23 protein-coding genes are annotated in these 25287 nt (G+C 41.8%); 14 read left to right on the top strand and 9 right to left on the bottom strand.

Annotation, left to right across the window (positions count from 1 at the left end):
* Window positions 1-130 precede the first annotated feature (130 nt).
* Window positions 131-1240 carry a BMP family lipoprotein gene (locus LC091_RS09390; RefSeq protein WP_226681768.1) on the bottom strand — a complete coding sequence of 370 codons (1110 nt, stop codon included), beginning with the start codon at window positions 1238-1240 and terminating at the stop codon, window positions 131-133.
* 401 nt (window positions 1241-1641) lie between these two features.
* Here LC091_RS09390 and rluF point away from each other — a divergent pair, with 401 nt between their 5' ends.
* The 5 genes from rluF to LC091_RS09365 all read left to right on the top strand — a co-directional run bounded on the left by rluF (window position 1642) and on the right by LC091_RS09365 (window position 6371).
* A complete protein-coding gene (gene rluF, locus LC091_RS09385; protein ID WP_226681767.1) occupies window positions 1642-2349 on the top strand; it encodes a 23S rRNA pseudouridine(2604) synthase RluF in 708 nt (235 codons plus the stop codon).
* Window positions 2350-2587: 238 nt separating this feature from the next.
* Window positions 2588-3700 (top strand): ABC transporter ATP-binding protein, encoded by a 1113-nt coding sequence (locus LC091_RS09380; protein WP_226681766.1) that lies wholly within the window; start codon window positions 2588-2590, stop codon window positions 3698-3700.
* Window positions 3690-4493 carry an ABC transporter permease gene (locus LC091_RS09375; protein WP_226681765.1) on the top strand — a complete coding sequence of 268 codons (804 nt, stop codon included), beginning with the start codon at window positions 3690-3692 and terminating at the stop codon, window positions 4491-4493. Before LC091_RS09380 ends, LC091_RS09375 begins: the two co-directional genes overlap by 11 nt.
* A 1-nt stretch (window position 4494) precedes the next feature.
* Window positions 4495-5301, top strand: coding sequence for an ABC transporter permease (locus LC091_RS09370; RefSeq protein ID WP_226681764.1), 807 nt, complete (start codon window positions 4495-4497; stop codon window positions 5299-5301).
* Window positions 5298-6371, top strand: coding sequence for an ABC transporter substrate-binding protein (locus LC091_RS09365; RefSeq protein WP_226681763.1), 1074 nt, complete (start codon window positions 5298-5300; stop codon window positions 6369-6371). The genes LC091_RS09370 and LC091_RS09365 overlap by 4 nt, the downstream gene beginning before the upstream one ends.
* A gap of 35 nt (window positions 6372-6406) precedes the next feature.
* Here the strand turns inward: LC091_RS09365 and LC091_RS09360 are convergent, their stop codons facing one another.
* Window positions 6407-7234, bottom strand: a complete 828-nt coding sequence (locus LC091_RS09360; RefSeq protein WP_226681762.1) for a glycosyltransferase family 2 protein — start codon at window positions 7232-7234, stop codon at window positions 6407-6409.
* 276 nt (window positions 7235-7510) lie between these two features.
* On the opposite strand from LC091_RS09360, the gene LC091_RS09355 reads away from it, so the two are divergent.
* The 4 genes from LC091_RS09355 (at window position 7511) to LC091_RS09340 (ending at window position 11504) form a co-directional block, all read left to right on the top strand.
* On the top strand, window positions 7511-8356 hold the full coding sequence (locus LC091_RS09355) for an ABC transporter ATP-binding protein (protein ID WP_226681761.1): 846 nt from the start codon (window positions 7511-7513) through the stop codon (window positions 8354-8356).
* Window positions 8307-9236 (top strand): iron-hydroxamate ABC transporter substrate-binding protein, encoded by a 930-nt coding sequence (locus LC091_RS09350; protein WP_226681760.1) that lies wholly within the window; start codon window positions 8307-8309, stop codon window positions 9234-9236. The genes LC091_RS09355 and LC091_RS09350 overlap by 50 nt, the downstream gene beginning before the upstream one ends.
* A 253-nt stretch (window positions 9237-9489) precedes the next feature.
* On the top strand, window positions 9490-10503 hold the full coding sequence (locus tag LC091_RS09345) for a FecCD family ABC transporter permease (protein WP_226681759.1): 1014 nt from the start codon (window positions 9490-9492) through the stop codon (window positions 10501-10503).
* Window positions 10500-11504 carry a FecCD family ABC transporter permease gene (locus LC091_RS09340; RefSeq protein WP_226681758.1) on the top strand — a complete coding sequence of 335 codons (1005 nt, stop codon included), beginning with the start codon at window positions 10500-10502 and terminating at the stop codon, window positions 11502-11504. Before LC091_RS09345 ends, LC091_RS09340 begins: the two co-directional genes overlap by 4 nt.
* Before the next feature lie 506 nt (window positions 11505-12010).
* Here LC091_RS09340 and LC091_RS09335 read toward each other — a convergent pair.
* From LC091_RS09335 to LC091_RS09320, 4 genes are all read right to left on the bottom strand, one after another.
* Window positions 12011-12688 (bottom strand): ABC transporter ATP-binding protein, encoded by a 678-nt coding sequence (locus LC091_RS09335; protein WP_226681757.1) that lies wholly within the window; start codon window positions 12686-12688, stop codon window positions 12011-12013.
* Window positions 12688-14328 carry an ABC transporter permease gene (locus LC091_RS09330; protein WP_226681756.1) on the bottom strand — a complete coding sequence of 547 codons (1641 nt, stop codon included), beginning with the start codon at window positions 14326-14328 and terminating at the stop codon, window positions 12688-12690. Before LC091_RS09330 ends, LC091_RS09335 begins: the two co-directional genes overlap by 1 nt.
* Window positions 14329-14470: 142 nt before the next feature.
* Window positions 14471-15547: a Fe(3+) ABC transporter substrate-binding protein gene (locus tag LC091_RS09325; protein ID WP_226681755.1), complete on the bottom strand. Its 1077-nt coding sequence runs from the start codon at window positions 15545-15547 to the stop codon at window positions 14471-14473.
* Between the two features lie 178 nt (window positions 15548-15725).
* On the bottom strand, window positions 15726-17123 hold the full coding sequence (locus LC091_RS09320; protein ID WP_226681754.1) for an MBL fold metallo-hydrolase: 1398 nt from the start codon (window positions 17121-17123) through the stop codon (window positions 15726-15728).
* 125 nt (window positions 17124-17248) lie between these two features.
* Between LC091_RS09320 and LC091_RS09315 the strand changes: the two genes are divergently transcribed.
* Window positions 17249-17764, top strand: a complete 516-nt coding sequence (locus tag LC091_RS09315; RefSeq protein WP_226681753.1) for a PH domain-containing protein — start codon at window positions 17249-17251, stop codon at window positions 17762-17764.
* Complete coding sequence (locus tag LC091_RS09310) at window positions 17761-19227, top strand: PH domain-containing protein (protein ID WP_226681752.1); 1467 nt, start codon at window positions 17761-17763, stop codon at window positions 19225-19227. Before LC091_RS09315 ends, LC091_RS09310 begins: the two co-directional genes overlap by 4 nt.
* 75 nt (window positions 19228-19302) lie before the next feature.
* Here LC091_RS09310 and LC091_RS09305 read toward each other — a convergent pair whose 3' ends face one another.
* The 3 genes from LC091_RS09305 to LC091_RS09295 form a co-directional block, all read right to left on the bottom strand.
* The gene (locus LC091_RS09305) at window positions 19303-19581 is read right to left on the bottom strand and encodes a YwqI/YxiC family protein (protein WP_226681751.1); all 279 of its coding nucleotides are present in this window, start codon (window positions 19579-19581) and stop codon (window positions 19303-19305) included.
* Between the two features lie 18 nt (window positions 19582-19599).
* A complete protein-coding gene (locus LC091_RS09300; RefSeq protein WP_226681750.1) occupies window positions 19600-19971 on the bottom strand; it encodes a YwqH-like family protein in 372 nt (123 codons plus the stop codon).
* Between the two features lie 517 nt (window positions 19972-20488).
* Window positions 20489-21424, bottom strand: a complete 936-nt coding sequence (locus LC091_RS09295; RefSeq protein WP_226681749.1) for a D-2-hydroxyacid dehydrogenase — start codon at window positions 21422-21424, stop codon at window positions 20489-20491.
* A 190-nt stretch (window positions 21425-21614) separates the two neighbouring features.
* On the opposite strand from LC091_RS09295, the gene LC091_RS09290 reads away from it, so the two are divergent.
* The 3 genes from LC091_RS09290 to LC091_RS09280 all read left to right on the top strand — a co-directional run bounded on the left by LC091_RS09290 (window position 21615) and on the right by LC091_RS09280 (window position 25229).
* Complete coding sequence (locus LC091_RS09290) at window positions 21615-22595, top strand: TAXI family TRAP transporter solute-binding subunit (RefSeq protein WP_226681748.1); 981 nt, start codon at window positions 21615-21617, stop codon at window positions 22593-22595.
* 104 nt (window positions 22596-22699) lie between these two features.
* Window positions 22700-23227, top strand: a complete 528-nt coding sequence (locus LC091_RS09285; RefSeq protein ID WP_226681747.1) for a DUF1850 domain-containing protein — start codon at window positions 22700-22702, stop codon at window positions 23225-23227.
* Window positions 23220-25229 carry a TRAP transporter permease gene (locus tag LC091_RS09280; protein ID WP_226681746.1) on the top strand — a complete coding sequence of 670 codons (2010 nt, stop codon included), beginning with the start codon at window positions 23220-23222 and terminating at the stop codon, window positions 25227-25229. Before LC091_RS09285 ends, LC091_RS09280 begins: the two co-directional genes overlap by 8 nt.
* Window positions 25230-25287: the final 58 nt, after the last annotated feature.

Genomic DNA, 25287 nt, shown 5'->3' with positions numbered 1-25287 from the left:
TATCCCAAGAGGACAGACAACTAACCTCTTACATTTGCATTAAAAAAGGCGGGTCACCCCGCCTTTTCTTTATCAATCTGAATCTAGCAAACGAGTTTGCTGTAGAAGATTATGCTAGGCACTGCACGTATTACTTGATCAAATCGCCTTGCTCAGCAGATACTTCTACATCACCGGATTTGATTAGTTCAAAGATCTCATCAACTTTAGTAGATGTTTCATCACTTAAGTTTGGATTTTCTTCAGGAAGTCCTACACCATCGTTTTTCGCATTAAATGTAAGAGTTTCGCCACCTGGGAATTCTCCATCGATTTCTGCTTTGATCATATCAGCTGCAGCTGTGTCGATTTTCTTCATTGCAGAAGTTAGGATTACAGATTCACCGTTATCCATTTTCCCTTGTTCATACTGGTCAACGTCTACTCCAACCATCCATACATCGTCTCCGTCTTCAACACGAGTTTTCGCTTCGTTGATTGCCCCAACGCCAACTCCACCCGCTGCTGCGAAGATTACATTTACGCCACGGTCAAACATTGCTCCAGCAATTTGCTGACCTGCAGCTACATCATCGAATGTACCTTGGTACACTACGTTTTCTTCTTTAATGCTTACATTTGTATCTAAGTTTTCGTTAGCGTATGCAATACCTTGTTGGAAGCCCCAGTTGAACTTTTGAACTGGAGGAATTTCCATACCACCAATGAATCCAGCTTCGCCTTCTTTTAACTCAAGAGCTGTAGCAACACCAGCCAAGAATCCAGCTTCGTGCTCTGCGAAGAAGATAGATACTGTGTTTTCACCTACTACAGGGTTGAAATCGCCATTATGTGGAGATCCGTCGATTAAGACGAACTTTGCATCTTCATATTGGCTTTGTGCTTGGAATACCGCTGTTTCAAATTTAAATCCAGGAGTAACAATAAATTTAAAGTCTGCATCATATAAGTTAGTAATTTCTTGCATGTAATCAGCTTCTGTAGTACCAGCAGGCTTTAAGTATTTCTCTTTAATGCCGAAGTCTTCTTTAGCTTGAAGGATTCCATTCCAAGTTCCTTCGTTAAAAGATTTGTCATCAATTGTTCCAGCGTCCGTTACCATTCCGACCATTAAGTCAGAACCGCTACCATCGCCAGAAGCAGAGTCAGAACCACTGTTGTTGTTGTCTGTACCGCAACCTACTAGAAAGATCATCGTTGTTAGAACAGTGATGATCGTTGCAATTAAACCCTTTTTCATTTTGTAATTCCCCCAAAATTATAAATTTATAGTAAAGTGAAAACCCTTACTATCATAACTATATTCGTAAACTTCCATTTTTTCAATATATGTTTTCCAAAGATGAATATATTTTCATGAATAAATATACCTAGAAAAGAAAATTGTCGAAAATTTGCAGATAAATACTAGGTTTCTAGCATTTTCAATGGTAGAAATTACATGAAAATATTTTAAGGGGTCTGACCCGCTCCCCGTTAAAGCGTTAAAGCAACACTCCCATCTTCCACGCTTCTATTTGTTCCGCCGCCATTTGTAAGCGGTCCTTTGTTTATTGTATGATAGGGTACATATACAGGAATATTCCTCTCCTCTTCCTATATAAGAGTGAGTTCATTTTTCATATAAGGACGTGTACTAGAATGAGAATCAATAAATTTATAAGTGACTCTGGTGTTGCTTCAAGGCGTGGGGCCGATAAATTGATCGAAGAAGGCAGAGTAAAAATCAATGGCAAGGTTGCCAAGATAGGCGGTCAGGTAAACCCTGGAGACGAGGTATTGGTCAACGGTCAACTTATCCGAATTGCCAGAGACAATGTTTATATCGCTTTGAACAAGCCAATCGGCATCACCAGCACCACGGAAAAGAAAGTAAAGGGAAATATCATTGACCTGGTAAATCATCCTCTGCGTCTTTCCCATATCGGGCGTCTTGATAAGGAATCGGAAGGTCTGATTCTATTAACAAACGACGGAGACATCATCAATGAAATTTTGCGCCCGGAAAACAGACATGAAAAAGAGTACATCGTCTCTGTTGATAAACCTATTACTCCGGACTTTGTGAAGCAGATGTCTGAAGGTGTGAAGATACTAGGAACCAAGACACTACCTTGCGAAGTGGAACAACTATCTAAATTTGATTTCAAGATTATTTTGACTCAAGGGTTAAATCGTCAGATTCGACGCATGTGTGCAGAGCTTGGGTATGAGGTCCTTCGCCTCCAGCGCACCCGGATCATGAATATCGAGCTTGGAAACTTGCCGATGGGACAGTGGCGCGACCTTAGCAAAAAGGAGAAACGCCAGTTGTTTGCTGAGTTGAATTATGAGCCAAAAGAATGGTAATAAAAATGCTTGTCTTACCGACCATAAATTGGTTGTGAGACAAGCATTTTTTTATATTGTTTTTTCAGGTAATTCCTGTATAATTGTCCCGAATCATGAATTATTATACTTACAAAATACATTTTGGATTCTGTTAATCACCACTGGTGGTTGAAGCGCCAGCCTTTCGCTTCAACCACCAGCTAGGTCCTACATTACAGTAATCAATTGATAGAATCTTATATATAGGGAGGTTGCTATGACTAACGCAATTATTCAGTTTAAAGATGTACGCAAGCAGTTTGATAATGATCCTGCTGTGCTTAACAATGTTAGTTTTGAGATAGAACGCGGAAAGTTTTATACCCTGCTTGGCCCATCCGGTTGCGGGAAAACGACGATCCTTCGCCTGATTGCCGGCTTTACCGAGGCTACTGCGGGGGACATTTATTTTAACGGTAAAAAAATTAATGATGTACCTGCCAACAAACGCCAGGTGAACACGGTCTTTCAAGATTACGCTCTTTTTCCTCACTTAAATGTATTCGAAAATGTTGCTTTTGGGCTGAAAATTAAAAAGATGAAAAAGGCTGATATTGAAAAGAAGGTAACGGAAGCCCTTAGTTTCGTTAACCTTAATGGCTTTGAATCTCGTGAAATCAGGGAGATGTCAGGAGGGCAGCGCCAGCGTGTAGCTATTGCTCGTGCCATCGTTAATGAACCGGAAGTTATTTTGCTAGATGAACCACTATCTGCACTAGACCTGAAACTTCGTACAGAAATGCAGTATGAATTAAGAGAGCTTCAACAACGCCTTGGCATTACCTTTATTTTCGTTACCCATGATCAGGAAGAAGCTCTTGCAATGTCAGATGAGATCTTCGTCCTTAATGAAGGACAAATTATCCAAAGTGGAACGCCAACAGATATTTATGACGAGCCGATCAACCGTTTTGTGGCCGACTTTATCGGGGAGTCCAATATAGTAGAAGGTCGTATGATCAAGGATTTCCTTGTGGAATTTGCCGGCAAACAATTTGAATGTGTGGATAAGGGGTTAAAGGACGACGAAAAGGTGGACATTGTTATCCGACCTGAGGATTTGGCAATCACCACACCAGCAGAAGGAAAGCTGCAGGTACGAGTGGACTCCCAGCTGTTCCGTGGCGTTCATTATGAGATAAGCAGCTATGACCAAGAAGGCAACGAATGGCTTGTTCATTCTACAAAGAAGGCTTCTGTCGGAGATCAAATTGGACTATATTTTGACCCAGAGGCTATTCATGTCATGCGTCTTGGAGAATCGGAAGAAGATTTTGACAGACGTCTAGAAGGCTATTCCCATACAGCCGGAGCGAGCCATGGAAAATAGATTAACGAAAAATCTTTATCTTATCCCTTATGCTCTTTGGATTGCGCTGTTTGTCATAGCGCCGATATTACTGGTTCTCTATTATTCCTTTTTTAATATAGATGGCGTGTTATCACTAGAAAACTATCAAAAATTCTTTACTACCGTTTATTTAAAAATGACGTTGAGTTCGTTTTGGTATGCATTCCTCATAACGGCCATCACCCTTTTGATTGCTTATCCGACGGCGTTATTGTTAACGAAAACCCGTCACAAATATTTATGGTTGCTATTGCTTATTGTTCCTTCCTGGATCAACCTGCTTCTGAAAGCTTATGCCTTTTTAGGTATTTTCGGTACTTACGGAATGGCCAACAGCTTTTTAGAAGTAATTGGGATAGGTTCCCAGCAGATATTATTTACAGACTTCAGTTTTGTGTTTGTTTCTGTTTATATTTTCATTCCATTTATGATTCTGCCTATCTTTAACGCATTGAATGAACTGAACGCGACACTAATTGATGCCGCAAATGATTTAGGGGCATCACGCCTTACAACGTTTTGGAGAGTCACATTGCCACTTACCTTGGACGGAGTAAAGGTCGGATGTCAGATTGTTTTCATCCCGGCATTATCACTGTTCATGCTAACAAGACTGATTGCCGGTAACAGGGTCATCACCCTTGGAACAGCAATCGAACAACATTTCCTTGTCACTCAAGACTGGGGAATGGGTTCGACTATTGCCGTATTTTTAATTATCATTATGTTCCTTTTCATGAAAATGACAAGCAGTAGAAAGCGAGGAATTTAACATGGGTAATAGAAAAGCATCTCCGTTATCAACGTTATTTCTCGTCTTAATTTTTGCGATTCTATATTTACCAATTTTCTTCCTCGTGTTTTACTCATTTAACAGCGGAGGAACGATGTATGACTTTGAGAGCTTCACATTGGATTGGTACAAAGAGCTGTTTGCTGATACGCGACTGCTAATTATTGTTTTGAACACACTTTTGATTGCCTTACTTTCTGCCTTAATCTCAACCGTTATCGGGGTGATGGGGGCAATCGCCATCTATTCTTTTAAAAACCGGAAAACAAAGAACACTTTATTATCTTTAAATAATGTTTTAATTGTTAGTCCTGACGTTATTATCGGTGCTTCCTTCCTTATTCTCTTTACGATGGCAGGAATCAAGCTTGGCATGTTCTCTGTTCTGTTATCCCATATTGCCTTTTGCGTACCGATTGTCGTGTTGATGGTACTGCCAAAGCTATTAGAAATGAGCCCAACCTTGATTGATGCGGCCCATGATTTGGGGGCAAGCCGCTGGGATGTGATGAGAAAGGTGATTCTGCCATATATCACACCAGGAATATTTGCCGGTTTCTTTATGGCGCTGACTTATTCCTTGGATGATTTCGCGGTTACATTCTTTGTGACAGGAAACGGATTCACTACCCTTTCTGTGGAAATTTACTCCCTTGCACGCCGTGGAATCTCACTGAACATCAATGCGCTTTCCACGTTACTGTTCCTGTTCACCATTGTCCTTGTGATTGTTTACTACTTCATCACGGTTCGCAACAAGCCTACAGGAATGGGGGTTAGACGATGAAGAAGCTTGTACAATTTACTGTAGCAGTCGTTTTAGCGTCTGCATTCCTTTGGTATGCAATCAGCGAATTGAATTCCGCTCAAGGATACTCCGGCGGAAACACATTGACCATTTACAACTGGGGCGACTATATCAATATGGATGTGGTCGAGCAGTTTGAAGAGGAAACTGGTGTGAAGGTCATCTATGAAACCTTTGACTCGAACGAAGCGATGAAAACAAAGATAGAACAAGGTGGAACCACTTATGATATTGCGGTTCCCTCTGAATATATGATTGATAAAATGATTCAAGAAGATCTACTAATCCCTCTAGATCATTCGAAGCTGCCGAATCTTGGGAACATTGACGAACGTTTTATGGACCTTCCGTTTGATCCGGAGAATAAATACTCTGTTCCTTACTTCTGGGGAACAGTGGGGATCGTCTATAACCCTTCCATGTTAGATGGAAAAGAGATCACAAGCTGGAATGACCTTTGGGACGAAGATTTAAAAAATGAAATTCTTTTGATAGACGGTGCCCGTGAAGTGATGGGGATGGCCCTAAACAGTTTAGGCTATTCTTTAAATGATACGGAAAAAGACCACCTGCTTGAAGCGAAAAAAAAGCTGGATACACTTACTCCTAACATTAAAGCCATTGTCGGGGACGAGAACCGAATGCTGATTGAAAATGAAGAAGCAGCAATTGGACTCGTTTGGTCAGGGGTTGCTGCTGAATTGATGTGGGAAAACGAAGACCTTGAATATGTAGTACCTGTTGAAGGATCTAACCTATGGTTTGACAACATGGTCATCCCGAAGACGGCCAAGAACGTGGAAGCCGCACATCAGTTTATCAACTTTATGTTAGAGGCTGAAGTTGCAGCGGAAAACACAGAATATGTAAGTTACTCCACGCCAAACAAGGCCGCAATGCCGCTTTTAGATGAAGAGCTTACAGGTGACGCGCGATTCTATCCGCCACCAGAGCTGACAGAAAAGCTTGAGGTTTATGAAAACCTTGGAAAAAGAAACCTTGCTTATTATAATGAATTGTTTTTAGAGTTTAAGATGCATGGTAAATAACATTGTAGGAAAGGGATTCCTCCCTTTCCTCTTTTTTATGCCTCTTCAAGCATTCCTAATGTTTGCAGCCTTGAGACTATCGGCATTCCGTTCCAAACGATCTTGCTTGGGGCCTCCCTCTTTTTCACTTCCGGTTCTTCTAGTAGCAGCCAAAAATTTTTTGTCGGCAGCACACCTAATTTATGTTTTTCCGATAAGCGATCCAAGTAAAATCTCATGCTATTTAAATCCTTTGACTGGTTGCTATTTTCTTCTGAAAAATCATAAAGTACCCCCGCCACCTCTGACCTAGCAACTGTAAATCTTTCAGATACCCTCAAGAAAAAGTCCCAATCCCAATAATTTTTCATATCATGATCGAACTTTCCGATTCGATCATGTAGATCACTTCTATAGAGACAGCCCGATGGAACAAACGTAGAAAACTTTCGCATTGCAGCTAAATCAAGTTCATATGCAAACAGATGCCTCGATTTTGCTTCCCGAACCCCATTCTTTTTTACATACTGAACAATTTCCACATCTGAATAGACTAAATCAACGTCCTTTATCTTTTCTAACATCGTTTCAATATGAGTGGGGACAATCAGGTCGTCATCATCAATGAGCATGATAAATTCCCCTTTTGCAAAAGAAACGCCAATATTCCTTGCTTGAACATGCTTTACATTCTCCGTCAAATCTATGATGATGAGATCTAACTCTGGATAGTATTCTTTTAGACTATCCACTCTTTCGCCTCCATCATTTACAACGATTACTTCAAATTCTTTCCTTGTTTGCTGTACGAGGGCTTCCATCAACTCTGAAAGCATTGTTAATCGGTTATAAGTGGGGATTACAACTGATATTATTGGCAACAACCTACTCAACTCCCTATTACATCGTGCTATTTATTAAAAAAGAATCTCTCTGAAAATATGACTAGTTCTTTTGACTTATTCATTATAATGATTTTCCACCCGAATGACGACTAAAAACTCTTTCTTGCATTAGCGTAGAGAAGAATAATAATTTCATTGATATTATTTCTCAATTACTCATTGACTTCCATTATTGATAGTCTTATAGTAATAGTTGTAGCGACACTGATAATCATTATCATTATTGTAAACATAATTTAAATTGGGGGTTACATAATGGTTCGCCTATACACAAAAGACCTGAATATTGGCTATGGTGAACGCTTAATCATAAAAGACTTATCCATTGAAATACCCGATAAACAGATTACGACGATTATTGGCTCTAACGGCTGCGGAAAATCCACGCTATTAAAAGCCATCACTAGAATAATCTCCCACCAATCTGGAACTATCCTGCTAGATGGGCAAGAAATTGCCAAAGAAAACACAAAATCACTGGCAAAAAAAATGGCCATTCTGCCTCAAACCCCTGAAAGTGTAAGTGGATTAACAGTCGGCGAGCTCGTATCCTATGGTCGTTTCCCTTATCAAAAGGGCTTTGGAAGTTTGACTAAAAAGGATTATGAGGTCATAGACTGGGCACTTGAGGTAACAGGAACAACGGAATTTAAATACCGCTCGGTTGACGCACTATCCGGCGGTCAACGCCAACGCGTTTGGATTGCAATGGCCTTGGCACAGGAAACGGAAATTATTTTCCTAGATGAACCTACCACCTACTTGGACATGGCCCACCAGTTGGAAGTGCTAGAACTTCTGCAAAAGCTTAATAGAGAACAAGACCGAACCATTATTATGGTTCTGCACGATTTAAACCAAGCTGCCAGATTTGCCGATTATCTTATTGCTTTAAAGGAAGGAACCATCGTCAAATCAGGGAATTGCGAAGAAGTAATCACTCCGGAAGTTTTAAGAGAAGTATTTCAAATCGACGCCCAGATTGGCCGAGACCCAAGAACAAATAAGCCTATGTGCTTAACCTACAACCTACTTAAAGGAGACAACCAAGATGAAAAAATTAATGATTCCATTCGTATTCCTGCTATTGCTGGTCGTTAGTGCTTGCGGAAATACCAATAATAACAATGCTGATAGTTCTAATGAAGGAACTGCTTCCTCTTCTGATACCATCACATACGAAGCAGAAACAGGTCCAATTGAAGTCCCAGCAGATCCACAAAGAGTCGTAGTATTGAACTCTTTTGTAGCTGGAAATGTTATGGCTCTTGGAACAAATATTGTGGGAACGGATTCTTGGGCAATGGCCAATCCGCGTTATGAAGAATATTTGACAGATGCAGTGGAAGTTACCGATCAAGATCTAGAAAAAATTATCGAATTAAACCCAGACCTAATTATTGCTGCCTCCAACACGAATAATCTGGAGCAATTAGGCGAAATCGCACCAACTGTGGCGTACACGTACGGGAAAGTGGACTATCTTACACAGCATGTGGAAGTTGGAAAACTATTGAACAAAGAAGAAGAAGCTCAAAAATGGGTGGATGACTTCAAGACACGTGCTCAAGAAGCTGGAGAAGAGATCCGCGCTAAAATTGGCGAAGATACTACTGTCTCTGTTATTGAAAACTTTGATAAAGAGCTATACGTTTTCGGCGACAACTGGGGACGCGGCACTGAGATTCTATATCAGGAAATGAAGCTGAAGATGCCTGATAGAGTAAAAGAAGAAGCTTTAAAAGCTGGATATTATACGCTTTCCTTTGAAGTACTGCCTGAGTTTGCAGGTGATTATGTGGTTTTCAGTAAGAATTCTGAAGGTGATACATCCTTCCAGGAAACAGATACGTACAAGAATATACCTGCTGTGAAGAATGGCCAGGTTTTTGAAGCGGATGCAAAAGAATTCTATTTTAACGATCCGATCTCCCTTGATTTCCAGTTGGAGTTCTTTAAAGATAGCTTTTTAGGAAACTAAGACTTTGTTGGAGGGATACTTCTTTTATAAGAAGGTCCCTCTTATTCTATTGTTAACACAGTTGTTCTTGTTTGAGCAAGTTGATCTCCGTTCCAGGCGCTTCGCTTTTCGCGGGCGGTCCGGGAGCCTCCTCACTTCGTTGCGGGATCTCCCCTGTCCCTTCCTCCCGTGGAAGTCTGCGCGCCTTTCACTGCGATCAACAATGTTTTACATGATATTAAACTTCCATTCTAATAAAGAAAAGATGAGGCAAATGAAGATTGCATTGGAACGAAGCATTCCGTTTACAATTAAATTTATTGGGGCAATAATCGTCTTTGTGGCGGTGTTTTTTGCTGCAATGGTGCTTGGTGCAGCTGATACTACCATTAGGGATGTATTGTTGGCCTTAACTTCTCCAGGAACGAGCGGAAATAAAATCCTGATCATCCGTGAAATAAGGCTGCCCCGTGAGGTTGCTGCCATTTTTGTTGGAGCTGGGTTATCGGTTGCTGGCGCCATTATGCAAGGGATGACAAGGAATCCTCTTGCAGATCCAGGACTCCTCGGGTTAACGGCTGGAGCGAACGCTGCACTTGCAATCACGCTGGCATTCTTGCCATCTATTAACTACTACGGCATTACCATTGCTTGTTTTATAGGTGCAGCTGTAGGGGCAATGATGGTGTTTGGTTTAGGGGCAGTCCGGAAAGGTGGATTTTCCCCTCTTCGGATTGTCCTTGCTGGTGCAGCTGTTTCTGCTTTTCTTTTTGCGATTGCGGAAGGGGTTGCACTTACCTTTAAACTTTCAAGAGATGTCTCTATGTGGACAGCCGGTGGGATTATTGGCACAACATGGGGCCAGTTGCAGTTGATTATTCCGTTAATCACGGTTGGCTTGCTTGTGGCTCTTTATCTTTCTAGACAACTGACCATTCTTAGTCTCAGCGAGGAAGTTGCGGTTGGGTTGGGGCAGAAGATTGCTTTTGTAAAAGCCGTATTGTTTGTTGTCATTATTTTGTTGACGGGTGCCTCTGTCGCACTCGTCGGAAATATGGCCTTTATCGGACTGATGGTTCCTCATATTGTACGTGCCATTGTGGGGACGGATTACCGCTTCATCCTGCCGATGTCCGCGATAGTTGGAGCTACCTTCATGCTTTTTGCTGACACGCTAGGACGTACCATCAACGCTCCTTTTGAAACACCTGTCGCTGCAATCGTAGCAATGGTCGGTCTCCCCTTCTTCCTTGTAATTGTCCGTAAAGGAGGGAAAGCATTCTCATGATTCATCCATCTATTATAAGAAAACAACGTATGATTGTAGCGGTTTTAGCTTCACTAATTTTGACTACCATTGTTGTTGGTATTGGCATTGGACCGGCATCTTTGTCGTTTGACCGGTTAATCCCGACTATCTTGGGTCAAGGAAGCTTTAAAGAGGAATTTGTTTTATTTTCCATCAGGCTTCCGCGCATTGTCATCACCATACTTGCCGGCATGGCGCTTGCATTATCTGGTGCGATTCTTCAAGGGGTGACACGTAATGATTTGGCGGACCCCGGGATTATTGGGATCAATGCTGGCGCAGGTGTGGCTATCTCTGTTTTCTTTTTATATGTTCCTATAAACGTTGGTTCGTTTGTATATATGTTACCGGCTGTTGCATTTTTTGGGGCGCTTATCACAGCCATGTTGATTTATTTGTTCTCTTATCAGCGGAATGGAGGGCTTCAGCCTGTACGACTTGTATTGGTCGGAGTCGGGTTTTCAATGGCGCTTTCAGGTATGATGATTCTCTTAATTTCCTCTGCAGAACGTGTAAAAGTAGATTTCATCGCCAAATGGCTAGCGGGTAACAATTGGGGCACTGATTGGCCGTTTATACTGGCTTTATTGCCTTGGTTGCTTGTGTTGGTTCCATTTGCTCTGTATAAAGCCAACCGTTTAAATCTGCTTGGCATGAGTGAGCCTGTGGCGATTGGGGTTGGGGTCTCTCTTGAAAAAGAGCGCATGGTTTTGCTGTTGACGGCTGTAGCTTTGGCGGCTTCTGCAGTCTCGGTGACAGGTGGTATTGCTTTTGTCGGCTTGATGGCCCCTCATATCGCGAAATCGTTAGTAGGACCTAGAAACCAATTGTTCCTGCCTGTCGCGATCTTGATTGGCGGCTGGCTGTTATTGTTTGCGGACACCGTGGGACGTAACTTGATTGATACCGGGATTCCAGCAGGGATCATGGTCGCGTTGATTGGAGCACCTTATTTTATGTTTTTGTTGTTGAGGAAGTGAGGGGAGGAATTAATAGGGCGGTGTCTGTTACCGTTTGAGCTTCCGTGGAGGCGTTTCGGGCTTTGAGAAGGCTCCTCTGTTACCGTTTGAGCTTCCGTGGAGGCGTTTCGGGCTTTGAGACGCCCTATCTGTTACCGTTTCACCTTCTGCGGAGGCGTTTCGGGCACTGAGACGCCCTCTCTGTTACCGTTTCACCTTCCGTGGAGGCGTTTCGGGCACTGAGACGCCTTCTCTGTTACCGTTTCAGCTTCCGTGGAAGCGTTTCGGGCACTGAGACGCCCTCTCTGTTACCGTTTCACCTTCTGTGGAGGCGTTTCGGGCATTGAGACGCCCTATCTGCTACCGTTTCACCTTCTGCGAAAGCGTTTCGGGCACTGAGACGCCCTCTCTATTACTGTTTGAGCTTCCATCGGAGTCAATTCGGGCTTTAAGACGGTAAAAAAGGGGTCTGACCTTCAGCGCATTAAAGCGCTGAGGGTCAGACCCCTCTTTAACTCTTTACCCCTCTAACTCATCACCAAGTCACAAGCTCTATTCACCAGTTGCCCCTCATCTATGTAAAGAATCCGGTCGGCAATGGCTTTTGCGTCTGCAAAGTCATGGGTGACGAAGATGGAGGTGATGCCTGTTTTCTTCAGGATCTCTTTTAACTCGTCACGAATTTTTTCCTGCAAGTGAGCGTCCAAGTTACTGAATGGCTCATCAAGCAACAATAAAGACGGTGCAGGTGCTAACGCACGAGCCAAGGCTACACGTTGCTGTTGTCCTCCACTGAGTTCATACGGATAACGTTGTCCGTACTCAGCCAAGTTGATTAAGTTTAGCATTTCCTCCAGCCGCTCCTGTTTCTGCTTACGGTTCATTCTCCGCAACCCATACTTGATGTTTTGCGCAACTGTCATATGTGGGAACAACGCATAATCCTGGAACACGACCCCAATGCCGCGTTTTTCAGGCACAATGAAGGTTCTTGGATCAAACATCACGTCCCCATTTATCTTCATGCTACCGGATGTTGGATTTTCAAGTCCCGCGATAATGCGAAGTAAAGTACTCTTTCCGCTGCCGCTTTTACCAAGAATGGAAATAATCTCTCCACGATTGATATCCACTTGAATATGATCGAGTGTATTCTTTTTCGTATTTTTATATTGGAACTGTAAATCTCTGATCTGGATAAACATTAGTTTGCCTCCTTATCAAGTACTCGGTGAAAAATAAAGATACACAACGCACTTATCAAGATAATCATTAGGGAAGCGATGGATGCCTCCTGCACGCGTTCATCATTTGCATATTTAAAAGCTTGAGTCGCAAGCGTTGAAAAGTTAAAAGGTTGTAAGAACAGAGTTAACGGTAATTCTTTTAGAATATCCACAAACACTAAGATGAACCCACTTGCGATTGCCCCGCGCAGCAGCGGAAGGTCGACCATAAAGAACGTCCTCAATGTCGACGCACCAAGCATCCTTGACGTTTCTGAATACCTGTTACCTATCTTTTCGAAGCCCGCCTCAATATTATTAAAACCAATGGCAAGGAAACGTATTACATAAGCAAAAATCAACATGATTAAGGTCGTTCGCAGCACAAATTCCGGTTTTAAGTTAAATTGCGCGAGGAACGTCACAATATACTGATCTAATGAAATAAATATAGTGATGACTGCAATGGCGATGGCTGCTCCAGGAATGGAATATCCAAGTGTTGTCACCCTGGAGATGAACTTCGTCAAAAGACCTGACTGCAGTCTTGTGTAATTAGAGATAATCAGCGCCACAAAAATAATGATAAGAGACGCAATAGACGCTACCAACACTGAATTTTTTGCCAACGTAATAAATTCTGCATTAAATACTTTTTCATAAGTCATGAATGCCCAGCGTAACAGCTGAAGCAAAGGTATGATGAATGCAATCGTAAAAATCCCAAAACAGTATGCAAACACGCCCCAACCCTTAATTCCTGTAAGTTTCTTCGGCTGAATAGGGCGAACTTTGGAGGAAGGATCAAAGAACTTTTTTCTCCCTCTCACAATCCTCTCAAACATGAGGACAACCATTACCAGCACCATCAGGGTACCTGCCAGCTTCAAAGCTGAATCTAAATCCATCATTCCATACCAGGTACGAAATATGGCTGTACTAACTGTCTGAATGCCAAAATAACTTGTAACTCCATAATCATTCAACACTTCTAAAATAACGAGGGTCACGCTTCCTACAATTGCAGCTCTTGAAATCGGCAAGGCTACACGGAAGAACGTATCCACGTCATTTCCGCCTAGTAATCTCGCATTTTCCAAGACAGAAGCTGATAGGTTCTGAAAAAAGCTTCTCGTAATTGCATAAACGTATGGAAACAAGGTGACCGTAAAAATAAAAATAGCCCCCTGAATACTCATAATATCGAAGTAAGCCTGGTTCACTTGCATATCAAACGAGTTACGCAAAGTGGACTGTATGACACCGGTATAATTTAAAATACCGTGAAACGTATAAGCTGCAATGTATGGAGGTATGGCCAATGGAAGAATCAACGCCCATTTTAAAAAGTTTCGCATCGGAAACTGATAAATGGTGATCAACCACGCAAGACTTGTGCCAATCAACATAGTTGCTAATGCCGTAAAAATAATGATGACGGCCGAATTTTGAAGGTAGTCCTTCAGTAAGTATTTTTGTATATGAAGCCAGTTGTCGTTTCCTTCTGTAAAGAATTCCACGCCAATTAGTAAATTAGGAATTAAGATAATCGTTATAAAAAGAATACTTGCAAGCGCCCATCCTTTATGATGTACCCTTGACCAATGAAACCGATTCACAGATGACACATCCTTCGTTGCCTCTTTGTTTCTCCATTCTAAATTATAACGAAAATCATTCTCAAATGGAACAGAAGATTCCAAATAAATAGAACCGAAGCACTATCTGGTGTGCTTCGGTTCATGGTTTGTTCATATTTAATTATTTCCAGCCAACCTCGTTAAAGATGCGAATCGCTTCTTGTTGGTTTTCGCCTAACTTAGAAAGGTTGATATCTTGTTCTTTAAACTCACCCCAAGATTTTAATAACTCAGAAGGCTCGACTTTCTCATTTACCGGATATTCAGAGTTTGCTTCTGCAAATTGGCCTTGTGCTTCTTCGCTACTTAAGAACTCAATGAATTTAACGGCATTTTCTTTATTTTTAGCATGCTTTGTCACACCGGCACCACTGATGTTGATGTGTGCACCAGTTGTTTCTTGGTTGGGGAAGAATACGCCAACGCTTTCTGCTACTTTCTTCTCTTCTTCATCGGTACCGTTTAACATACCTCCAAGATAGTACGTATTCATGATCGCAACATCCGCTTCTCCTGCCGCAACAGCCTTCGCTTGGTCGCGGTCTCCACCTTCAGGGTCACGAGCCATGTTATCTGCAATTCCTTGTGCCCATGCTTTTGCTTCGTCTTTACCCATGATGTCAATGAAAGATGCTAAAAGAGACATATTGTACATGTTTTCAGAAGTTCTGATAACTACACGGTCTTTCCATTCCGGTTCAGCCAAAGCCTCATAAGTGGAAAGTTCTTCTGGGTTTACACGCTCTTTATGATATACGATAACACGTGCACGCTTTGTTAATCCAAACCATTGATTGTCAACATCTCGTAATTTTTCTGGAATATTTTCAACTAGTACGTCACTTTCAACCGCTTGAAGTAATTCAGCTTCTTTTGCCTGATGAAGGTTACCCGCATCTGAAGTAATAAATACATCTGCTTTTGTATCTTCCCCTTCAATGTTTAAGCGCTCCATTAGCTCGTCGCCTTTACCTTCTACCACGTTCACTTTAATGCCAGTTTCTTCTTCGAACTTCTTGTAAAGCTCTTGGTCCGCTTCATAGTGACGGCTTGTATATAAGTTAACTTCTTCCTTGTTCTCAGCCCCATCATTGTTCTGACTAGAGCTATTTCCATTGTTATTCGTGCTGCTCACACAGCCTGTTAAAGCTAACATTAAAGCTAGCATCATGCTTAAAATGACAGTAAACTTTTTCACTATGTACACTCCTTATGTATGTAATTCATTAGAAATGATAATCAATCTCATTAACTATTGTAATGATAATCATTTTCAAGTCAATACTATTTTGAACATTTTCTCAAAATTTATTTGTGTTCCACGTGAAACGTAAAAAAAGGCGCAACCAGTTTTACTGACTACACCTTCATCCATTTCATTGGATATCCTTCTGCCATCTTGCATAGCCACCAAGCATATTACGGACATCCTTCACCCCTTTTGCCTGCAACAGACTAGTTGCAATCGCGGACCTTACTCCAGAACCACACTGAATAATAAGCGGACGATTTTCCGGCACCTCATCTAGCCTATCAAGCAAGGTGCCCAGCATCATATGTTTTGCGCCTTCAATATGCCCACTCTTCCACTCTGAATCATGCCTTACATCAATAACTTGCGCTCCTTCCGAAAGCAATTCTTTCGCCTCTAGTGGTGTAATATCATGATAGGATTCAAGTTGGGATGTCATTCGAATGGCAAGGTCCACTTCCATGTAAAAGTGGAGATTATCGATTCCTATGGATTGAAGCGCTCTCTGTATTTCATCAAACTTGTCAGGATCAGCCAACAAGTAGAGAGGTTCTTCATAGTTAATAATCCAGCCAGCCCAATTAGTAAAAGCCTGGTTAAATGGGATGTTGATTGTTCCCTCAATATGTTCTTTTGAAAAGAGGGCCGCTTCCCGAGTATCAATGACCTGTGCGCCTTCTTTTATTTTCTTCGTTAAAACATTTATGTCATCCAATCGTTCTGGCCTTCGTAGATCTAAAGTGAAGTTTGGCCCAACTTTATTTACTTGCTTCATGACGCCAAAATATTTGGGAGGTTCCGGCTGGCCTTCCAACAGCTCAGACGCAAAGCTCTCAAAATCATCATGCTGAAATGCCCAATTCACTTGTTTTTCATAGCCAACAGTGGAAGAAGGAATGGCCCCTAAAGCTTTTCCACAAGCACTTCCAGCCCCATGACCTGGCCACACTTGTACATAATCCGGGAGATCCTTAAATTTAGCTAAAGAGGCATACATATCTTTTGCCCCCTTATCAGCTGTACCTTTCTTTTGGGCGGATTTTTCCAAAAGATCCGGTCTGCCGACATCGCCGACAAATACGAAATCACCTGTAAAGATACCCATAGGATGTTCTGTTTTCGCTCCGCCATCTGTTACTAAAAAAGAAAGGCTTTCCGGTGTATGACCTGGCGTATGCAACACTTGAAACAAAATATTCCCAAGCTTTATTTCATCCCCATCCTTCACTAATTGATGAGGAAGGTCACTTATATTTTCATATTTCCAATCCTTATCTCCTTCATCTGAGAGATACATTTTCGCACCTAAGCGCTTGGCTAATTCCCTTGACCCTGCCACAAAATCAGCGTGAATATGGGTTTCCAACGCTCCCACAATACGAAGCCCCTCTTTTGTTGAGGCATCTATGTAGGGCAGGATATTCCTCGCCGGATCAATGATGAATGCTTCCTTGGACGCTTGGCATCCAATCATGTAAGAAGCTTGCGCCAAACCTTCGTCATAAAAATACTTCAGTAACATTCTTTCTCCTCCTATTTAGCCGTTTTGCTTTTTATTCCCTTTAAAGGTTCTCCCTAACCAGGTAACTTATTTTCCTGAAACTATCTTTATGCCTGTTTCGTATATAGGATAGGAGCGTGAAAATAATGTATATAACCATTAAAGAACCAAGCGAGAAAATAGCAAATCAAGCTGTACAAGTCTGGCGTATCTCCTATACTATTGGCCACGGTATCGCCATTATCGTTTTAGGCATCTTACTTTACTGCAGCGAGATCTTTCAGTGGTATGGCTGGATCCAAATTCCCCTTTATATATTCCTTGGCATTATCATCCTATCAGCAATTTATTCTATTTTTATAGAACCGGTTTTTCTTCAAAAAACTTGGCGTTATGAGATCGATGAAGACTTTGTCCAAATGAAAAACGGCAAGTGGAATGAAAGTCATACATTGGTCCCAATGGAAAAAGTGGAGTTTGTTCGAACAGAGCAAGGTCCCATCATGAGGAAATTTGGACTTTTCAACCTGATAATAGGCACCACTACGACCCAACACACCATACCTGCAATCCCTGAAGAAAAGGCAAAGCGGTTAAAAGCAGAGATTGCCCACCTAGCCAAAGTTAAAGAGAGTGACCTGACAGAAAGGGAGGAAGAATGATGTCACAAGAGGTCAAAAGGTTCCATCCTGCTTGGATAGCCGTTGAAGTTTTTGCTCTACTGAAAAATTCCATCGCCATCTTCCTCTTTCTTTTTGTGTTGAAAATCAATTCTACTTCCGAGTGGATCGTATGGGGACGTTACCTATTCTTGATAGGTATTGCGTGGACGTTGATTGTCATCGTACTGAAGTGGTTTCTTTACCGTTATGAAGTTGTCGGGGATTCTTTTGTGCTAAAAGAAGGAGTGTTCGTTAAAGAACAGCGCACTGTTTCCTTTGGCAAAATTCAGAACCATTATTCAAAGACAACCTTTATCCATAAATGGTTTGGCCTGACTTCTTTGACCTTGGAAACAGGGACAACAGTAGAAGGTTCCGCTGTAAGTTTTCCGGTATTGACCGTCTCTGAAAAAGAACGAATCCTATCAAGATTGTTAGATAAAGCCCCTTCAGAGGGTGAAGTTGACCAAAATGAGATAGAATATGGTGACGAGAAAACGGTCCACTTCCGCTCGAATAAAAAGGAGTTATTTAAAGCCTCCTTCACATCGTTAAGCTTTTTGGCGATCTTTCCGTTGCTAACCACCATCTATTTCAACCTAGCCGATTTTTTCGATATCGAGGACACCGCTGAAGGCGCATTTGACTACTTGCTTCTCCATTGGTGGATGTTGATCATCCTTTTTGTGCTGGCCATGTTACTCTCAGTCGGCATCGGCTATTTGCAGACAACCATCAAATATGGAAACTACGAAATCAGCGATGACGCTGAGCGTATTTATATAAAAAAAGGGGTTGGCAGCACAAGTAGCTTTACTATTTCCAAAGAGAAAGTACAAGCCATTGTGGTCGAACAATCACTGCTAAAACGTGTGCTTGGGCTTGCATCCATCAAGCTCATCAGTGTTGGGGAAATGAAAACAGAGGAGCAAGAAACAAGCTCCCTCTATCCTTTCATGCCAAAACACGAAGCTTACTTACTGCTGGAAACACTATTACCTCACTATCCGATTCAAGAGGAAATGGAACGTTTTCCAATCAAAGTGCTATGGTACAAACTCTTAGTGCCGTACTACGTTACAATCATTACAGCTGTCGGTCTTTTCTTTTTCAAAAAAGAATGGCTTTGGGCTGCTGGCATTGTCTTTGCTATCTCACTGATCACACGTGTGCTGGATTACTTTTTCACCAGCTACCTTCGACAAGGAAACACCGTCCAGATTCGAAAAGGCGGGATCACAAACGAAACATTCATCACCAACTATAACCGGATTCAAGAAGTATCTGTCGAACATTCCTGGCTGCAACGCAAGTTCGGGATTGCCACTCTACATTTTCAAAACCGTGCAAACCCACTTCATATTAGTGAACTGAACGGTGTGTCAAAAGAGGAAGCCGGGGAGTTTTATAACTGGTTTAGAGGGAAAAGGAAGCGGTTGGTTAGGCGGGAGAGGGTTTCATAGAGTCTCAAAAAGCGAGGCCCAAGAGGGACCTTGCTTTTTCTGTTTTTGTTTCGTATAAAAATTTTGTTTGTCTAGCTACCGAATCAGCATTTTGGAGGACAGCTCTTGGTCCTTTTCCACCATCTGTTCTACAGACTGTCTCGTCATCTCTTCATTATGAAGCAAGAGGGCCTTATAGTTTTCTGTCAGTTGTTCTAATGTGCGGTTTATTTCATTTAACTTATTAACGACATCTAACCGGTTGCCGCTACCTATTGAAGAGGGAAAAGGGGATGTTAGAGCTTCTGAGGAGGATTTCATTTGTGCTAAGGCCTGCTCTATCTCACTTTTCTTTATTTTTATTTCTGTACTCATTTGGAGACCTCCATTGGTTTAATTGTATCGATTGGCAGCTCGTTCTTCTGCTAGTTGCAACTCTAATGAAGCGATGGTCTGTTTAAGTGAATTGATGTCACGAAGAAGTTGTTGAATTTTATTTTCAATACCTGAGAAGATTTGACTGAATTGGCTTTGCTCCATTTCTGAATAATAATGAAGCATTCCATTTGTCCGGATGTCTTCAAATCGGTTGGCAAGTGTCCCCTGCCAAGTGAACGAGGAAAGTTCCGGCCGTGTGACAGAAGCTCTAAAACTAGCAAACTCCTGTTGTTTTCCCCTCAGTTTACCTTCACAGTCTTGGAGACGCTGAAGATGCTGCTGCTTTTCCCTGAGCAGGGCATTGTAATATGCGATAGACAAGTTCATCACCTCATAAAGAATGTATTTATTTTATAGTGAGCCTCTATAGTGGAGGCTGATTGGGCTTTGTTTATTTCTCAACACCTTTTACTATAACATGGAAGAAAAATACCAAAATGGTGAAAACTATTTATTTTTACATTGGTACAGATGGGTAATTTATACTAATTTGTGATATTTGAGTTTGAATGTCCTATGTAAGTCGATTTACACCCTACCGGACGAAAAGCACTACTTATTAAATAGCACATTATTTGGAAAATGAAACCTGGATTTTTGGTTTTATGTGGCGGAAGAGGGGGGCTATTAGACTTTATGAATGGATTTGGCGGGTGTTGGGGCATCTATTAGCTTTCTATTCTACCGAATACTTGGTTTCCTCGAGCCTTCGGGCATATAGAAGCCTCCTATTTTACCGAACACTCTGTTTCCTCGGGCCTTCGGGCATATAGAGGCCTTCTATTTTACCGAACGCCTGGTTTCCTCGAGCTTTCTGGCATATAGAAGCTCTCATTCCTCCCACTCAATACCCCCGCCCAACATCCACACGATTCCTTAACTTCACTCCGCTCTCCACAGCCTCCAACGTCTCCAAAAAACACACCACCGCTTCTTCAGGCGTCGTTATTGCAGAAATATGCGGGGTAATCGTCACGCCTGGGTGGCTCCACAAGGGACTCCAAGCAGGTAACGGTTCCTCTTCAAATACATCTAGAACTGCGGCTTTAAGCCCACCACTTTCCAATGCATTCAACAAGGCTCCATGATCGACGGTCGCCCCTCTTCCCACATTGATAAACACCGCTTGATTCATCTGACCAAAAAAACGCTCATCAAACAAACCCTTCGTCTCCTTGGTCAACGGCAAAGTATTTATGATAAAGTCCGCCTTCGTTAAACTAACCTCTTTCAATGACATCACCTTACAAAAGTGATCCTTGTCTGCCCCACTGCGGGATACACCAATCACCTGCACGCCAAAAAACGCTAGAATTCTAGCCAGCTCTAGGCCAATCTCTCCTGTGCCGAAAATGACTACCTTCATTTCATCCAAGGCACGAGGGGCAACCATTTTCCAATCTCCACGCTTCTGCTGATTACGAAACGTATCGTGATGTTGTAATTCTTTCAACATATAACTTAGCGTATACTCCCCAATTTTTCGTCCAAATGAAGTAATCGTTCTGGTTAAAAGAACAACCGCCGGCCAATCGCCGTTCAGCGCCATGTAACGATCGACCCCAGCCCCGAGCGAATGTACCCACTTAACACTTCCAAAGTGAAAACTCTCGACTGGCTGAAATCCCACATAAGCATCCGCCCAATCTAAATCCTCCACCGAAACATCATCCTCAGCAATAAAGCGCAGATTACGTTCCACTAACTTATCCTCCGCATTCAATAACCTCTCTAACTCCTTAACCAATCTACCTGTAAAAAGGATATTTGTAATTCTCATAAATCGCGCACGCTCCACTCTTTACTATTTGCTTTATTTTATCACGATAGAGTCAAAGTGTAGTAGCACACACATGTACAATAACCCGTGATTATAACAGTAAATCCCCTAAATACTGGGTTAATATTTGATAAATCGCCGTAACATCTGTAAAATAAGAGATGTTAAATTATTATTTAGGGGGAGTTCGATGAAAAAGAATAGTTTCTTAGCCTTATCTATGGTTCTAGTTTTATCATTATTCTTAGCTGCATGTGGCGGCGGAGATAATGATTCTAGCGGAGAAGGCGGCAGTGAAGATCCGAAATTGATGAGCATGCTGACAGGTGGAACGAGTGGTACATACTATCCGCTTGGTGGCGCAATGGCTAAGGTAATTACTGATGAAACTGGTATCCAAACGGACGCTGTTTCTTCCAATGCTTCTGCTGATAATGTAGTAGCTCTAGCTGAGGGTGAAGCAGAAATCGCTTTCGTACAAACAGACGTTATGGCTAATGCTGTAGAAGGTACGAACGCATTTGAAGGGAAAGCAGTTGACAATGTCTTGGCACTTGGATCTCTATATCCAGAAACCGTTCAAATTGTAACACTTGCTGACTCTGGAATTACTAGTGTAGAAGATTTGAAAGGGAAAAAAGTTTCTGTAGGTGCTCCTGGTTCAGGTACTTACATCAATGCAGAGCAAATCCTTGAAATCCACGGCATGACAATGGATGATATCGATGCTCAAAACCTAGACTTTGGTGAGTCTACTGGTGGAATCCAAGATGGTAACATCGATGCAGCTTTCATCACTTCTGGTACTCCAACAGGTGCAGTTGACGGTTTGTCCGCTACTAACCCTGTAAGCATTGTCCCAATTGCTCAAGAAAAAGTAGATGAGTTGGTAGAAAAATACCCTTACTATGCTGCAAATACAATTCCAGCTGGAACTTACGGCATGGACAATGAAGTAAACACAGTAGCGGTACTTGCGATGTTGGCAGTATCCAAAGATCTTTCTGAAGATCTAGTTTACAAAATCACAAAAGCAATCTATGAAAATACAGATGCAATTTCCCACGCTAAGGGTGAATTCATCACACTTGAAACAGCAACAGATGGAATTGGTATCGACTTCCACCCTGGTGCTGAGAAGTACTTTAAAGAAGAAGGTCTATTAGATTAATTATAGTTAACAGGACCAATTTGGCCGACACTTAATTTTCATTATGCTGTCGGTCCTTCTTTTTTATTTATGAGCGGCTATTAGCCATTTTTAGGTGGGTTACCATGAAAAAGAAAGTTATTGCTATTATTTTATCCTCTACAACCGTATTACTCTTATTGGGCCTTTTTTTGGTCCCATTTCGAACCGCGCTAGTTTTCCATGTACAAAACACCGAACAAATACAAGCATTCCTCCCCATAGATGAAGAAGAGACATTTCAAATCATCTTTACCCACTCCATCCATTTAACAGATGTGGTGGAAAAGTATAAGGTGCGAGATGATCACGACATCGTGCAAACAGAAATAATTTATGAAGAATTCGGGATAGGCATGCCATCAAATGCGGAAGAGGGAGAAGAATTTGTATATGAAGATGGAAAATATCATATAAGAGATTTAAATAATGTATTCTCCTCCATGAATGTCCGAAACGGAAAAACCGTTTCCAAGAACCGCCTTGCCTGGGGCGAGAATGGAGAAAAGATGGTATGGTTCAACGAATACTTTACTCCAGGAGACTGGTATAATGTAAGAGTAAAACAGTTGACATTATGGCAGTATATGAAAGGAATGAAAATTCATGAGTGAAAAAAACGACCGTCTGGAATTAACGGCTGAAGAACAAGAAAAGTTGCTTGAGAAGTACGATCCGGATGCACAAACAAGAAACCTTACCGGTTACGCAGCAAAAGTTGTCTTCTTTATGTTGATTGCCTTTTCCCTTTTTCAACTATATACAGGAATATTTGGTCAGCTTACCGCATACCTACAACGTACTGTTCACTTAGGTTTTGCTTTGACCTTGATATTCTTGCTATTTCCAGCCAGAAAAGGTGGAAATAAAACAAAAATTGCTTGGTATGATTATATTTTAGTTGGATTGACTGTTGTTGTATGCGGGTATTGGCCTGTTTACTATGATACGTTAGTTCAACAGATTGGAAGCATCACTTCCGCCCAAGCTGTTATTGGTGGCTTGGCCATCCTCTTAGTTATTGAAGCAACAAGACGTGCAATTGGCTTACCAATTACCATTATCGCCGTCGTATTTATGGTTTACGCGCTTTTCGGTCCATACATGCCGGGAATGCTTATTCATAGAGGGCTTAGTCTCGAACAATTGATTCAATCTATGTTCTTTACAACAGATGGAATCCTAGGTACGCCGTTACAGGTATCATCTACCTATATTTTCTTATTCTTATTATTTGGTGCGTTCTTGGTTCAAACTGGAGTTGGGAACTATTTTAATGATTTGGCGATTTCACTAGCAGGAAGACGTACAGGCGGACCTGCAAAAGTTGCTATTTTCTCCAGTGCTTTGCAAGGAACCATCTCTGGTAGTTCTGTTGCTAACACTGTGACGACTGGGTCTTATACGATCCCGCTGATGAAACGACTAGGGTATCACCGTAACTTCGCTGGAGCAGTAGAAGCAGCCTCGTCCACTGGTGGACAAATCATGCCGCCAATAATGGGCGCCGCAGCCTTCTTGATGATCGAATTTGCAGGTGTTCCTTATTGGGAAATTGCTAAAGCTGCAACAATTCCTGCGATTCTCTACTTCTCCGGAATTTGGATCATGACCCACTTAGAAGCAAAGAAACAAGGGTTACTCGGTTTGCCTAAGGAAGAAATTCCAAAGAAAATGGAAGTACTAAAAAAGATTCATCTCTTACTTCCAATCATCGTGATTGTTGTTCTATTATTCCAAGGTTTCAGTATTGAGAGAACGGCTTTATTAGGTATTTTAAGTACAATTATTGTGAGTTTATTTAGAAAAGATACAAGAATTACGCCAGCTAAATTTATCCTTGCTCTGACAAATGGAGCACGTACAGCTCTTGGTGTTGCAGCCGCAACGGCATGTGCCGGTATTATCGTTGGGGTTGTAACGAAAACTGGTCTTGGACTTAAACTTGGAAACAGCCTTGTAAGTATGGCTGCTGCCATTACATCCACGCCAACGTTACTATTATTACTGACTCTATTCTTTACGATGATCGCGTCTATCATCTTGGGAATGGGTTCACCGACGACTGCAAACTATATCATTACGTCTACGATTGCACTTCCTGCAATTTTAGCGCTTAACGACCAATTGGAAGTTGCTATCCCGGTTCTCGCAGCTCACATGTTTGTATTCTACTTCGGAATTGTAGCCGATATCACCCCGCCGGTTGCCTTAGCCGCATTTGCTGCTACAGGGATATCCAAAGGGGAACCGATACGCACAGGTATTAATGCATCTAAACTTGCGATTGCTGCGTTCATCATTCCGTATATGTTTGTGTTCCAGCCGCAGTTGCTTATGATTGATACGTCCATTCCTGAAGTTGCTTGGATCCTTGTGACCTCTATTGTTGGTATGATCTCCATCGGTGCAGGCCTTATCGGTTTCTGGTATAGAAAACTTCATTGGATCGAGCGTATCCTTACTGTTTCTACAGGTTTATTGTTAATCTATCCTGAAGCCAATACAGATATCTTCGGATTCATCGCATTTGGTATTATGCTAGCGTTACAGATCTTCTGGAAGCGCGGGAATACTGGCAAAGGTGCAGGAAACACTCTAAGAGAAGCAAACTAATTTATAGAAAAAATCCTGTCTCCAATTATGGAGACAGGATTTTTTTATAATTATATTT

The organism is Sutcliffiella horikoshii (genome assembly GCF_020524325.1).
Classification (GTDB): Bacteria; Bacillota; Bacilli; order Bacillales; family Bacillaceae_I; genus Sutcliffiella_A; species Sutcliffiella_A horikoshii_D.
This window is presented reverse-complemented; position numbering and strand designations above follow the sequence as displayed.

Bases quoted from the DNA above. Each gene is read 5' to 3' on its own strand.
- LC091_RS09390 (WP_226681768.1), bottom strand. From the start codon at position 1,240: ATGAAAAAGGGTTTAATTGCAACGATCATCACTGTTCTAACAACGATG.
- rluF (WP_226681767.1), top strand. From the start codon at position 1,642: ATGAGAATCAATAAATTTATAAGTGACTCTGGTGTTGCTTCAAGGCGT.
- LC091_RS09380 (WP_226681766.1), top strand. From the start codon at position 2,588: ATGACTAACGCAATTATTCAGTTTAAAGATGTACGCAAGCAGTTTGAT.
- LC091_RS09375 (WP_226681765.1), top strand. From the start codon at position 3,690: ATGGAAAATAGATTAACGAAAAATCTTTATCTTATCCCTTATGCTCTT.
- LC091_RS09370 (WP_226681764.1), top strand. From the start codon at position 4,495: ATGGGTAATAGAAAAGCATCTCCGTTATCAACGTTATTTCTCGTCTTA.
- LC091_RS09365 (WP_226681763.1), top strand. From the start codon at position 5,298: ATGAAGAAGCTTGTACAATTTACTGTAGCAGTCGTTTTAGCGTCTGCA.
- LC091_RS09355 (WP_226681761.1), top strand. From the start codon at position 7,511: ATGGTTCGCCTATACACAAAAGACCTGAATATTGGCTATGGTGAACGC.
- LC091_RS09350 (WP_226681760.1), top strand. From the start codon at position 8,307: ATGAAAAAATTAATGATTCCATTCGTATTCCTGCTATTGCTGGTCGTT.
- LC091_RS09345 (WP_226681759.1), top strand. From the start codon at position 9,490: ATGAAGATTGCATTGGAACGAAGCATTCCGTTTACAATTAAATTTATT.
- LC091_RS09340 (WP_226681758.1), top strand. From the start codon at position 10,500: ATGATTCATCCATCTATTATAAGAAAACAACGTATGATTGTAGCGGTT.
- LC091_RS09335 (WP_226681757.1), bottom strand. From the start codon at position 12,688: ATGTTTATCCAGATCAGAGATTTACAGTTCCAATATAAAAATACGAAA.
- LC091_RS09320 (WP_226681754.1), bottom strand. From the start codon at position 17,123: ATGTTACTGAAGTATTTTTATGACGAAGGTTTGGCGCAAGCTTCTTAC.
- LC091_RS09315 (WP_226681753.1), top strand. From the start codon at position 17,249: ATGTATATAACCATTAAAGAACCAAGCGAGAAAATAGCAAATCAAGCT.
- LC091_RS09310 (WP_226681752.1), top strand. From the start codon at position 17,761: ATGATGTCACAAGAGGTCAAAAGGTTCCATCCTGCTTGGATAGCCGTT.
- LC091_RS09305 (WP_226681751.1), bottom strand. From the start codon at position 19,581: ATGAGTACAGAAATAAAAATAAAGAAAAGTGAGATAGAGCAGGCCTTA.
- LC091_RS09300 (WP_226681750.1), bottom strand. From the start codon at position 19,971: ATGAACTTGTCTATCGCATATTACAATGCCCTGCTCAGGGAAAAGCAG.
- LC091_RS09295 (WP_226681749.1), bottom strand. From the start codon at position 21,424: ATGAGAATTACAAATATCCTTTTTACAGGTAGATTGGTTAAGGAGTTA.
- LC091_RS09290 (WP_226681748.1), top strand. From the start codon at position 21,615: ATGAAAAAGAATAGTTTCTTAGCCTTATCTATGGTTCTAGTTTTATCA.
- LC091_RS09285 (WP_226681747.1), top strand. From the start codon at position 22,700: ATGAAAAAGAAAGTTATTGCTATTATTTTATCCTCTACAACCGTATTA.
- LC091_RS09280 (WP_226681746.1), top strand. From the start codon at position 23,220: ATGAGTGAAAAAAACGACCGTCTGGAATTAACGGCTGAAGAACAAGAA.